The sequence below is a fragment of the Mesorhizobium sp. M1169 genome (assembly GCF_040318345.1).
Classification (GTDB): domain Bacteria; phylum Pseudomonadota; class Alphaproteobacteria; order Rhizobiales; family Rhizobiaceae; genus Mesorhizobium.
The window spans coordinates 32970-45227 of record NZ_JAMYME010000027.1 but is presented as its reverse complement, the minus strand read 5'-3'; the positions used below and the strand labels follow the sequence as shown (position 1 = coordinate 45227).

Genomic DNA, 12258 nt, shown 5'->3' with positions numbered 1-12258 from the left:
GATGACCTTGTGGAAGATGTTTGCTGCACGCAGCACTGGTGTGGCGATGCCGCTCATGCTCTTGGCAACGCAGGCGATGGCTGGGGGCGGAAATCTCCAGCCGGTGCAAAGCACGCTACAGACGTTGGTGCAGACCTTGACCGGTCCGATCGCGACGGCCTTGGCCGTTCTGTTCTGCATCTTCATGGGCTTCATGGCCTGGGCGGCACGCCTGTCATGGTTTGTGGCCGGAAGCTGGGTCTTGGGTATCGTGCTGGTCTTCGGCTCGGCCCAGATCGTCGAATTCTTTCAATCCGCGGTCGGCAGGTGATCGGCATGGCAGACGGCCGGATCGATCCTGGCGAGCCCAAATTGTTGATCACTCCGCTGGTCAAGGGCTTGACCCGAGCGCCGACGGTGCTCGGCATTCCCTACGAGCTTGCGGGGTTCATAGGCGTGCTGACGGCGGTCGTGTTCCTCGCAACCCATAATCTGGTCATGCTCTCTATCTGCGTGCCGCTCTATGCGGTTGCCAGGATCGCGATCATGCGCGATCCCATGTTCATCGAGATCATGTTCATCCGTTCACGCAAGACGCCGCCCCGAAGCGCCAGCTTCTGGGGTGCGCGCAGTTATCGGGTGTGACCGTGGCGATCGCGCGGGCTCTTCGCGATGAACTGAGTTTCGGGGCCGTGTCTCGTCGGGAGAATCCGGTTTCGGCCCATATACCCTATTCGCGGCATGTGTCCGACGAGGTGATCAAGACGCAGGACGGCATGTTGATGTCCTTCGTTCACATGAGCGGACTGTGCTTCGAGACGATCGATATCGCCGAGATCAATTCGCGCCTGCTCGGCCGCAACGATCTCATTCGGGGGTTGGCGAATTCCCGCTATGCGATCTACTCGCATATCGTGCGCCGCGAGGTGAAGCCCGCGATCGAGTCGAGCTTCGAAAACAAGTTCTGCCAAGAGCTGGACCAGCGCTATACGGCGGCCCTGCGCACCCAGCGCATGTTTGTGAACGATATCTACCTGACCATCGTGCGGCGCGAGCTGCAAGGCACGGTCGGGACGGCGGATCTCGTGATCCGCAAGCTTTTGGGACGAAGGGCTGCGAACGGTCGCTCTTCGAGCGAGGAGCGGGCGCTGATCGAACTCACGGACGTGATGAAAGCCGTCCGAGAGAGCCTGCAGGCGTATGGCGCGCGGGTTCTCACCGTCGTCAAGCGCAGTGACGTTTGGCATTCCGAGCCGCTGGAATTCCTGGTGCAGCTCGTCAATGGCGGATTTCCACGGCCGATGGCACTGCCGCGCATGAAACTCGCGGAGGCGCTAGCGACGAAGCGGCTGTTCTTCGGCCCGAATGCGCTGGAAATTCGCGGGGCGTTCCCTGGCGAAACGCGATACGGTGCCATCATTTCGGTAGGCGAGTACCCCTCCATCACGGGACCGGGGATGCTCAACCCCATGCTCAAGGTGCCGCACGAATTCATCGTGACGCAATCCTTCGCCATCATCGACAAGCCCCAGGCGCTGACCCAGATGGAGCGGGTCGGGCGCAAGATCGACATGTCGGATGAAGCCGGCTCGATCGTGGCCGATCAACTTGGTGAAGCGCGCGATGAGCTTTTATCTTCGGAAGCGCTCTATGGTTTGCATCATCTGACGGTGCTGTGCCTTGGGAAAACCATGGACGACGTGGCGCGCTGCGTGACCGACGTCGGCACCGCGCTGACGGAGGTATCCGCCCTGTGGGTTCGCGAGGACCTGAATTGTGAACCTGCGTTCTGGGCCACCCTGCCTGGCAATTTCGCCTATGTGGCGCGCAAGTCGATGATCTCATCGAAGAACATGGCGGGCTTCTCGGCCTTCCATAACTATCCGAGCGGCCGGACTGGCGGGGTCCATTGGGGAACGCCGATAAGCGTCCTCGAGACGACGTCGCAAACGGCCTACTTCTTCAACTTCCATGTTCGAGACCTCGGCAACTTCACTCTGAACGGTCCCTCGGGCTCGGGCAAGACGGTGCTGCTCGGCTTTCTCGCGGCACAGGCGCAGCGCATCACGCCGCGCCCCAAGCTGGTGATGATCGACAAGGACCGTGGCCTGGATATCTTCGTGCGGTCGCTTGGCGGCCGCTATGAGGTTTTGAAGGCCGGAGAGCCTTCCGGCTTCAATCCGTTGCGCCTGCCCGATACGCCGCGCAACCGGGAATTTCTCTTCCAGCTTTTCAGCTTCATGCTGCGTCGATCCGACGGACACGCTCACTCGACGCGGGAGGAGCAAGTCATCCGCAACGCGATCGCTCAGGTGGCGAGCGCGCCGACCGAAGGTCGAACCATGGAGGAGTTCGCCGAGCTGTTGCGCGGTGCGATGCGCGCCGGCGATGACGATCTCTATTCGCGCTTGCAGCCATGGATGAGGCGCGATCAGCGCGGTTGGTTGTTCAACAACGCGGAAGACTCGTTTTCGATGTCGTCCATTTTCGGCTTCGACATGACGAGCGTGTTGAGCGACGCAACGACCAGCACGGCGGCTTTGCTCTATATCTTCCATCGCATCGAGGAGCTGCTTGACGGGCAACCGGTCATGATCTTCCTCGATGAAGGCTGGAAGCTGCTGGACAATGATATTTTCAGCTACTTCATCAAGGACAAGCTGAAAACCATTCGTAAGCTGAATGGCATCGTTGGCTTCGGCACGCAGTCAGCGGCGGACATTGTGAAGTCATCGATCGCCAACACGCTGATCGAACAGACGCCGACCAATATTTTTTTCCCCAACCCGAAGGCCGACGAGGAATCGCACAGGGCGTTCGGGCTGTCGGAGCGCGAGATCAAATGGATCCGCGAAACCCCGCCCGAAGCCCGCAAATTCCTGATCAAGCATGATCAGGACAGCGTCATTGCGCGCCTCAATCTGGGCGCGATGCCTGATGCGATCAAGATCCTCTCCGGTCGAATTGAGACGGTTCAGGAGCTCGACGCGCTACGCGCGCGTGTCGGCGACGATCCGCAGGTTTGGTTGCCAATCTTTCTTGGGAGGGACCCGGAATGAAGACCATTATGGGCACGACGGCCGCCCTTGTGACGATTTTCGCGGGATCGACGGCCATGGCGGCCGTGCCGGTTTCTGACAGCCCTATTCTGTCGCAGCGGAGCGAGGACAAGGCCGACAAGGTTCAGATCAAGCTCATCCAGGAGGACACCAAGTCCGCCACGCAGGGCGTCAATTGCTCGGTAACGACACCCAAAAAGGCGCAGAACGTGAAGAGCCCGAAGGCTTCGGTCGATCCGGCGAGTGGCCGGGCGTCCTTGGAAGAGGCCAATCCGGACATCAAGGGCTCTTCGGCGTTCGACTCGACCGGGTCGGGATCGGGCGCTATCGGCGGCAATGCCGGCGAAAGGGGCCAGTTGGATATCACCGGTCAGGTTCTCGGCGGCATGAATGGCAGCATGTCAACGGTGGCCCCCAATAGGCAGTCCTTCGAGACCATGGGTCAGGATATCGGGACTGACAAAACGGTCATGGAAGCCTTCGACCGCAACAGCGCAATCCGCGCCCAAGGCGGGCTGAGCTTCAACGAGGTGATCCAGGCGACAGGGTTCTTCGCCCAAGCTTTCAACGTGCGCAACATCGGCACTGCCACACTGACAAGTCGGGGATCCTCCGGCCTGGTGGTGCCCACTCCCGCGTCCCCGCCGCCTGGTTCGGGTGGCTCGACAAGCTGTCCCGGGGCTACGAGCGGCGGCGGCACGGCCGGCAACCCGTGCTGCCCGTTGACGGACGGCACATGCACGGCGCCGCGCACGACCGACACGGTTGAAAACGTCTCGCCCGTGCTTTCGCAAATCCAACGGGACGCGAATCGCGCTCCCGTGACAATGACGACCGACGAACTGATGTCGGCCATCAAGCAATATCAGGCTCAATAGGAGAAGAGGGCTATGCGTGGAATTCCGTTAACAGCGGCACTCTTGCTTGGCTTGGGCGGCATCGCCTTTGCGCAGGTGCCTACGATCGATGAGGCCAATCTGGAGCAGGCACGCCAGATTGCGTCGGCCACGAGCGAGATCCTCAACACCGACCGCAACATCATGAACTATACGCAAAAGACGCTGCAGGCCGTCACCGGCGACCGGTCGAGCCAGGCCGGCCAGCTCGCGCAGATGGCTTTGGGCAATGGCGGCTTCTCCATGGGGGAGGCGCCTTCGCTTGGTAGCGTGATCTCGGGCGGCTCGTTGTCGTTCGCCGGCCTCGGCAATGGATCGCAGGGCATCGTTTCGAACATGATCAATGGCTTGCAGCTGGTGAAAACCATTTCGGGCCTGATCAATGGCCAGACGACGCAGATGGATAAGAACTACAGCGCCCTGGTGAACGTCGCGGCCACGGTCACCGGACTGGTCGACTCCTCGCAAAATGGGGTGAAGACCCGTTCCAGCGCTTTTCAGTCGGGCGCTCAACGGATCGGCACGGCGCAGGACATCAAGGGCTCGATCGATCAGAACAGCCAGATCATGGTGCAAACGGGTCTGACCGTGAACGAGCTGATCGGCGCGGTGAACACAGCTACTGCGGCCGCCAATCAGGAAAACATCGATCGTATGAACCTGATCACCCAGGCCTCACGGGGGCTCGAATACAAATCCGGCCAATGACGGTGCGCTTTCTTCTATCAGCGGCCGCCATCATTGGCGCTGTCGCGACCGGGTGCGGCCACAAGCCGCTCAAGGCTCCATGCTCGCGCGACGAGGGACCGATGCAGCCGATGGCGTTCGCGGCGCCTGAACCAAGAACAGAAACGAAGAACCCATTCGAGTGCGGTCCGATGAAGGCACTCAATAGTGATCCATCTCTGTTTCCAGGGGGGACGGCAAAAAAATGAACTTCAATGTCACGACGCTTCTGCAGCAGGTCGACAAGTTCGGCAATAACTATGTATCGCAAGCCTACCAGAACCTCGCGTCGGCCCTGACCGGCGGCGGACAGGGGGGTGTCGCCGGCCTGATGCTGACGCTGTACGTGATATTTTGGGCCATCAGCATCTGGCAGGGAACCTCGACTGGATCGGGAAAAGAGATGGTCTGGCGGCTGTTCCGCGCCTTCGTCATCTACGCTCTGGCGACGAGCTGGGGGGACTTTCAAACATATGCCTATTCGTTCGCGAATGAGACACCTTCCGCGATCGGGAACAGCCTTCTCACGAGCGTTTCGGCCAATGTGACCGGGACATCGGCCGGGCTGAACTCCGTCGACTCCGTGCAGACGGCCCTGCAAAACATCTGGGATTCGCTCGCCAATTCCACCTCCGCCTTTATCAAGAGCCTTGGCGTGTTGAACTTCGGCGGCTACGTACTGGCGGCGATCATCCTTGTCGTCGGCGCGCTGCTCATCGGCTATGCGATCTTCCTCATCATCCTGTCGAAGATCTTTCTTTGGCTTTTGCTGGCGCTCGCCCCAGTGTTCATCATTCTTATGCTGTTCGGCTATACGACCCGGTTCTTTGCCGGCTGGATAACCGCGATCGTGCAGTACATGAGCGTGCAAATTCTGGTCTACGCCTTCTGTGCCTTCTTCATCTCGATTACCCAAACCTATTTCGACGCGGTCAACCGGTCGAATGGTGCTGCGACAACGACCTTGACCGAAGCCGCGCCGCTGATCCTGATCTGCCTCGTCGGCGTGCTGCTGCTGTCGCAAATCACCAACGTTGCCGCCTCGCTCGCGGGCGGAATTGGTATTGGAACGCCTTCGTTTGGGCGCTTCTACGGCGGCGCCTTCGCAGCGATGGGCCAAGCCGGTCAGCGCAGGCTGATGGGACGCTTGGGCTGGAGCACGCGGCAGGAACGCCTAGTGGGTCGCGAGCGGGCACGCGTGAGCCTCGCACAGAGAAGGTATGAGGATTCAGCGGAATATGCACGGCTTTCCCGAAAGCTGACGGATCCCGCATAGGTTTGGGGCACCAATGAGCGATGTGAAGGAAAGCGCTGGGGGACCGGCGAAGGAAACCGAGTCTCCCTTGCCGTACTACGCGGATGCGGCAATCTGGGAAAAAGATATCGCCCGGCGCAATCGCTGGTCGCGATCTCTGGCGTGGTGTGTCGCAAGCGTCGCCTCGGTCATTGCCGTTGCAGCGGTGGGCGCGCTGATCCTCGCGCTGCCGCTCAAGACTTATGAGCCCTACATGGTGGTGGTCGACAAATCCACCGGGTTTGTCGAGGTCAAGCGGCCGCTGGCCGACGGGCCTTTGCAGCAGGACGAGTCGATGGGGATGTTCGATATCGTCCGTTATGTGAAGGCTCGCGAGACCTACGATCCGAAGGCGCTGAAGGACAACTTCGATCTCGCGCAATTGCTGAGCGCCGGCGATGCCTCGAGGGAGCTCGTCGAGCTTTTCAGCCCGGCAAACAAGGTGACGAACCCGGTCGTGCTCTATGGGCGAAACACCGTCGTGGCGGTGACCGTGAAGTCCGTGACATTTCCCAACCAAAGGACCGCCCTGGTCCGGTTCATGACGGAGGAAAAGAGCCAGGCGAACACCGTGCAGCGGCATTGGGTGTCGTTGATCCGGTTCCGCTACACCGGCGTGCCGGCAAAAAACGAGATCCGCTTTCAAAATCCGCTCGGCTTCCAGGTGCTCGAATATCGGCGCGATCAGGAGACGGCGCCGGCACCCACCGCGGAGACACCGCAATGAAGGTCGCCGGCATCCTGATGGCAATCGGGCTCGGCGTTTGCGCGGTTCAGCCGGCCCTTGCCGAACAGACCCCTCGGGCGGGATCTCGTGACAGTCGCATTCGCTTCGTCTGGTATCAGAAGGACGATGTGGTGTCGGTGCCGGCCAGCTATGGCGCCTCGACCATGATCGAATTCGGCGATGACGAGAAAATCGAAACCCTCGGCGCTGGCGACGTCCCGGCCTGGAGCATCGAGCCCAACAAGAAGGGCAATGTGCTCTTTGTGAAGCCGATCGAGAAGAATGCGGGCGGGAATCTCAACGTCCTGACCAACAAGCGCAGCTATGTGTTCTTCCTCAACGGCGAGTTTCGGCCGGTTGCGCAACAAGTCTATGCGATCAAGTTCCGCTATCCCGAAGACGTGTCGGACGCGGCGCTGATGGACGAGGCCCAGGCCCGGGCGGCACAGCCGAACCGGCAGGGTTTCAAGGCCGAAAACGCCAACTCGTCCTATGCCTATAAGGGGTCGTCGGCAAATAAGCCGCTCGTGATCTACGACGACGGCGTGAAGACCTGGTTCCGCTTCGATCCGGCAAGGGAAGTGCCGGCGATCTATGTCGTCGACAGCGAGCGCAATGAGACGCTTGTGAATTATCGCCGCGAGGGCGCGTACATCGTCGTCGACAAGGTCAATTACCAATGGACGCTGCGCAATGGCAACGAAGCAACCTGCGTCTTCAATCTGAGACTGAACAATGTGAACGAACCGACCGGGCTTGAACCTTACGAGCCGCAGCGTGTCGGCGGTGGGACTGTTCGGAAAGTGAGGGGGCCTGATGCCATCTCCCAATGAGTACAGAATGCTCGCCGAGGAAGGCACGGCGGTCGCCCCGCCAAAATTCGGGGCGAGCACATTCTTCAAGATCGTGGTGCCGCTGGGTGCGGTGGTCTTCGCCGGCTGGATGATCTATGCGGCGACGCGTGCGCCAGACAAGCCGCTGTTGACGGCGTCGGATGGCGAGGAGTTTCACACCACACAGTTTCCCGCACCGGGGCTCGATACGCCGCGTCCTCAGCTTGATAACGGCACCCTGAAAATCCCGGCGGCTCCCGCGGAGCCGCCGGCGACGGTCGAGGCTCCGCCTCCCCCTCCACCAGCCTTGCAACCGCCTGCAGCTCCACCACAGGTGCAGGATGATTCCGAGGCCCGTCGTCTGGCTGAGGAAGAACGGCGCAGGCAAGAAGAAGAGGAGCGCCGCAAATGGGAGCGCTTGCGCGCCAAGCAGCTCGTCGTCGATAGCGGCGATGCGCCTGGCAGTGCATCAGCGCTCGGCGGCAATGGAGCGGATGCAGCGGCGGCCGTAAATGCGGGCGAGGGCGAGGGCGAGGGCGAGGAGGACCCCAATCGGCGTTTTTTGGCAAGGGCGAGCCAGAGCGGAGCGGATACATCGAAAGCCACGATGAACCCGCGCACGGACGCTCTGGTCGCCCAAGGGACGATGATCAAGGGCGTACTCGAGACCGCGATCCAGAGCGATCTTGCCGGTATGGTTCGGGCCGTCGTGTCGGAGGATGTGTGGTCGTTCGACGGTCGCAGGGTTTTGATCCCCGCTGGCTCCCGCCTTATCGGTGAATATCGCAGTGGTCTCGCAACCGGCCAAACGCGGGTGTTCATAGTGTGGACACGCCTGCTTCGATCGGACGGCATGTCGGTGCAGCTCGGCTCGACCGGCACCGACGAGCTCGGTCCCAGCGGCATGCCGGGCGAGGTCGACAACCATTATTTCGAGCGGTTCGGCTCGGCGATCCTTCTAAGTGTCGTGGGCGGTGCGACGCAATTCATCGCCAACCTTGGCAACGACCAGAATGGGTCGAACGCCAACCAGGCCTACACGGACCCGCAGACCGGACAGACGGTGACAATCCAGACGCAGCCCAACCAATACCTGCAGAGCGCGCGCCAGATCGGCGCGCAACAGATTTCGCAAAGCCTCAATCGCATTGCCGAAGAGGCGCTTCGAAATTCAATCAACATCGCGCCCACGATCCATGTCGATCAGGGGTCGCGCATCATGGTGTTCGTCCGCCGGGACCTCGATTTTTCCGAGTTCTATCCGGACCCGGTGCGCGAGGCGTTGACGGAGATACGACGTGAGCGGGCAGCAAAGAACCGTCTTTCTAAATAAGGCGCTGGAGCCGGTGCGGCGCTGGCTCGACGACGATCGCGTGGTCGAAATCTGTGCAAACGGGCCTGGACTTGTGTGGGTCGAAATTGTTGGCTCGACACATATGGAGCCCTTCGACGTCCCCGAGCTCGACCGCGCCGCGATCACTTACCTCATGGAACGTATAGCGGCATCATCCTCGCAATCGATCAGCGAGGAAAATCCCTTGCTTTCGGCCGCCCTCCCCGGCGGCGAACGCTTCCAGGGCGTGCTTGCGCCGGCAACGCCGACAGGAGGCGCCTTCGCGATCCGCAAGCAGGTCGTGAAGGATATGCGCCTTGAGGATTACCGGAAGCGGGGGTCGTTCGATGCGATCTCCGTCCAGGATCCCGGCGAATTGAGCGAGACCGACAGCGCCCTTTGCGAATATCTCGACGCCGGCAAGATCGAGGATTTCCTCCGCCTGGCCGTGCGGGAACGGTATTCGATCTTGCTTTCAGGAGGCACATCGTCGGGCAAAACGACGTTTCTGAACGCGATTTTGCACGAGGTGCCTTCGGATGAGCGAATCCTCACCATTGAGGATACGCGAGAGGTTAAACCACACCAGCCCAACTATCTGCCCCTCGTCGCATCAAAGGGCGACCAGGGCCTGGCGCACGTGACCGTTGAAACGCTGCTGCAAGCCGCCATGCGGTTGCGGCCGGATCGAATCTTCCTGGGCGAGATCCGGGGAGCGGAAGCCTATTCATTCTTGCGCGCCGTCAACACAGGTCATCCCGGATCGATCACGACGATCCATGCGGACAGCCCGACCGGTGCGTTTGAGCAGCTAGCATTGATGGTCATGCAGGCTGGGCTCGGGCTGAGCAAGGCAGAAATCATCGATTACGTGCGGTCGGTCCTGCCGATTGTGATCCAACAAACGCGCCGGGGCGGCTGGCGCGGAACTTCGGCGATCTGGTTCAACCGCATGACCGAATGGAGAGCCGCCAGAAAGGTTCCCCAGAATGTCTCGCGTATTCGCTTATAGGCTTCTCCTCGGCCTCATCGGCCTCGCCGCCTTCTTTGCCCTTTGGAGCCTGGCCTACGAGCTGGTGGCGACATGGCGGTGGAATCCCGCGCTGCCCTCTGAAGGCGCCTCGCGCTGGGGGCTTCTAAAATACCAGAACGCGCAACGCAGCCTAAGCGGCCTGTTCGTTGCCTGGCAGCATTTCAGCCAGCGCCTGGCCTATCATCCCACGCAGGGCGAGACGATCATCCGGGGCGCGATCGCGGTCGCGGTTGTCGTGGCGATCGGCGTCGGCCTGATCTTTGCAAGCCTGATCAACCGCAAGCCAAAGCACTACGGCAATGCGCGGTTCGGCACGATCATGGACGCCGAAAGGAAAAACCTGCTGGCAAAGCAAGGCTTGATCCTCGGCAAGATGGGTGGGGCGACGATCCGCTCGGACGAGCCCGCGCACGTCTTGGTGGTCGGGCCGACCCGATCCGGCAAGGGCGTCAGCTTTGTCATTCCGAACGGTTATATGTGGCGAGGATCCTCGGTGTGGTTCGATCCGAAGCGGGAGAACTTCGACGCGTTCGGTGCGCACCGGCAGGCTCTCGGCGACAAGGTCTTCTTCTTTTCGCCCGGCGAGCAGGATTCGCATCGCTATAATCCGCTGGATTTCATCCGGCGCGATGCGCGCATGCCGACGGACTGCGCGGTGGTCTCCTCCTTCATCATCCCCGAGGCGACAGGAAGTTCCGAGATCTGGGCGCGCGCCGGCCGGCAGCTGCTTTCGGCCATGATCGGCTATGTGCTGACGTCACCACGCTATGAGGGGCAGCGTCATTTGCGCGCCGTCGCGATGCTTCTTTCGACCGGCGTGGATTTTCTCAGAGTGCTGACGAATATCCGCAATGAGGAGGAAAAATATCTGCCTTCGTGGGTCGTGCACGGGCTCAACCAGTTCATTGCGCTGGAAAAGGAAACGCGAAACTCGGCCTACTTCAACCTGACGGCGGCTCTCAACCCCTGGACCAATGATCTCGTTGCAGCCGCTACGGCGTCGACCGATTTCGATATCTCGAAGTTTCGCAAGGACCCGACGGCTCTCTTCATCGGCTGCTCGGTGGCGCAGCTCGACGTGTTCCGGCCCATCATCAAACTCCTGGTTCAGCAAATCCATGATGTGCTGATGGCTTCCTCACCAGGCCCGGACGAGCCCTATCAGGTCCTGGTGATGATCGACGAGTTTCGCCAGCTCGGCAAAATGGAGTCCATCGTTTCCAAGCTGGCGATCAACGCGGGCTATGGCTTTCGCATGGTCCTGATCCTGCAGGATCTTGCCCAGCTTGACGAAGTCTATGGAAAAGCGACGCGGCACACCACGGTGACCGCGTGTCAGGTGAAGCTTTTCATCCGCATGAACGACGTGGAGACCTCGGAACATGTCTCTGTAATGCTGGGACCGACCACGATCGAGGTGCCCACCCCGATCATCAGGGCTGGTCAAGGTATATTTGGGGCCCGAGACAAGAGTTTAAGTTATCAGGAAAGGCCGTTCCGGACGGCGGCGGAGCTTCGGCAAATGCCGGCGAAGCAGGCCGTGGTTCTGGGCTCGAGCCCCCCTGGTTTCAGGGTGCGCAAGATCACCTATTATAAGGACGCTCCCTATAAGGCGACCTATCAGGAATTTCGCCACCGGCGCTTGAAGGTTCCGCCTCTCTCACGATGGCAGGATCTTCCGCTGCGCTCCATGGCGGAGGTCGAAGCGGCGGCTAACAACGCGCCGGCGGCCCCTTTCGAGCTGGGGGAACCTGATACCGTCGAAGCGTCGGCTTCGGGCGATACAGCCTATGCCGATGCGGTGCCGCGTGCGACTGCGGCTGAAAGGGCTGATCCCGTCGCGTTAAAGCCGAAAGTAAAGAGCGACAGCGCGGACGCACCACAGGTGCTGCTAAGCTCAGGCCTTTCAACGGGCGGTGAGGCTGAAGCAAAGAGCGAGGTCGCCGCTGAAGTTCCGGAGTTGAAGCCGAAGCGGGCCGATCAGACGGCTGATGATGCGCCGCGGCCGCTTCCCACGCTTGGCCGGCGATCGGCGCCGGCAGCGTCAAAGACGTCCGACCCGAGTGCGTCTGAAGGCAAGGCGAGTGTCTTGCAATTCCAAGTCCGGCCGGGAAACAAGTCCACGTCGATCGCCGCGCTGCTCGCATCGCTCGATCAGGAAGTGGAGGCCGGCGCTCGTTCCCTGTCACCGTCAGTGGATAGCGGAGATGTCGACGGGCTACCGTCAGCCGCTCTTGAGGCGCTGCAGGATCAAATTAGACGTCACGGCGATCGCTAGGACGTGAAATTCAGTTGAATACAAATGAGCGATTTGTGCCTTCGGTGCCTATGTCGAGTGAGAACAAGACGAAGCGTCTCTAATCCGATGGCGGGCGCAT

General features: G+C 60.8%; 11 protein-coding genes. All 11 read left to right on the top strand.

Annotated features, from left to right (window positions below; translation table 11 throughout):
• The first annotated feature begins 1 nt into the window (after position 1).
• The 11 genes from NKH41_RS23155 (at position 2) to NKH41_RS23105 (ending at position 12158) form a co-directional block, all read left to right on the top strand.
• A complete protein-coding gene (locus NKH41_RS23155) occupies positions 2 to 310 on the top strand; it encodes a TrbC/VirB2 family type IV secretion system protein (protein WP_023819752.1) in 309 nt (102 codons plus the stop codon).
• A 5-nt stretch (positions 311 to 315) separates the two neighbouring features.
• Positions 316 to 624 (top strand): VirB3 family type IV secretion system protein, encoded by a 309-nt coding sequence (locus NKH41_RS23150; protein WP_023819753.1) that lies wholly within the window; start codon positions 316 to 318, stop codon positions 622 to 624.
• A gap of 2 nt (positions 625 to 626) precedes the next feature.
• Positions 627 to 3038 (top strand): VirB4 family type IV secretion/conjugal transfer ATPase, encoded by a 2412-nt coding sequence (locus NKH41_RS23145; RefSeq protein ID WP_352934238.1) that lies wholly within the window; start codon positions 627 to 629, stop codon positions 3036 to 3038.
• On the top strand, positions 3035 to 3916 hold the full coding sequence (locus tag NKH41_RS23140; protein WP_352934152.1) for a hypothetical protein: 882 nt from the start codon (positions 3035 to 3037) through the stop codon (positions 3914 to 3916). Before NKH41_RS23145 ends, NKH41_RS23140 begins: the two co-directional genes overlap by 4 nt.
• A 51-nt stretch (positions 3917 to 3967) precedes the next feature.
• Entirely contained in the window at positions 3968 to 4642 is a 675-nt protein-coding gene (locus NKH41_RS23135) for a type IV secretion system protein (RefSeq protein ID WP_352688689.1), read from the top strand.
• Between the two features lie 223 nt (positions 4643 to 4865).
• Complete coding sequence (locus tag NKH41_RS23130; RefSeq protein ID WP_352688692.1) at positions 4866 to 5936, top strand: TrbL/VirB6 family protein; 1071 nt, start codon at positions 4866 to 4868, stop codon at positions 5934 to 5936.
• A 13-nt stretch (positions 5937 to 5949) separates the two neighbouring features.
• Positions 5950 to 6681: a VirB8 family type IV secretion system protein gene (locus tag NKH41_RS23125; protein WP_352688695.1), complete on the top strand. Its 732-nt coding sequence runs from the start codon at positions 5950 to 5952 to the stop codon at positions 6679 to 6681.
• On the top strand, positions 6678 to 7514 hold the full coding sequence (virB9, locus tag NKH41_RS23120) for a P-type conjugative transfer protein VirB9 (protein ID WP_352934147.1): 837 nt from the start codon (positions 6678 to 6680) through the stop codon (positions 7512 to 7514). Before NKH41_RS23125 ends, virB9 begins: the two co-directional genes overlap by 4 nt.
• 7 nt (positions 7515 to 7521) lie before the next feature.
• Positions 7522 to 8847: a type IV secretion system protein VirB10 gene (gene virB10 / locus NKH41_RS23115; RefSeq protein WP_352934143.1), complete on the top strand. Its 1326-nt coding sequence runs from the start codon at positions 7522 to 7524 to the stop codon at positions 8845 to 8847.
• Positions 8813 to 9859 (top strand): P-type DNA transfer ATPase VirB11, encoded by a 1047-nt coding sequence (virB11, locus tag NKH41_RS23110; protein WP_352739483.1) that lies wholly within the window; start codon positions 8813 to 8815, stop codon positions 9857 to 9859. The genes virB10 and virB11 overlap by 35 nt, the downstream gene beginning before the upstream one ends.
• Positions 9837 to 12158, top strand: coding sequence for a type IV secretory system conjugative DNA transfer family protein (locus NKH41_RS23105; protein WP_352934139.1), 2322 nt, complete (start codon positions 9837 to 9839; stop codon positions 12156 to 12158). Before virB11 ends, NKH41_RS23105 begins: the two co-directional genes overlap by 23 nt.
• Positions 12159 to 12258 lie beyond the last annotated feature (100 nt).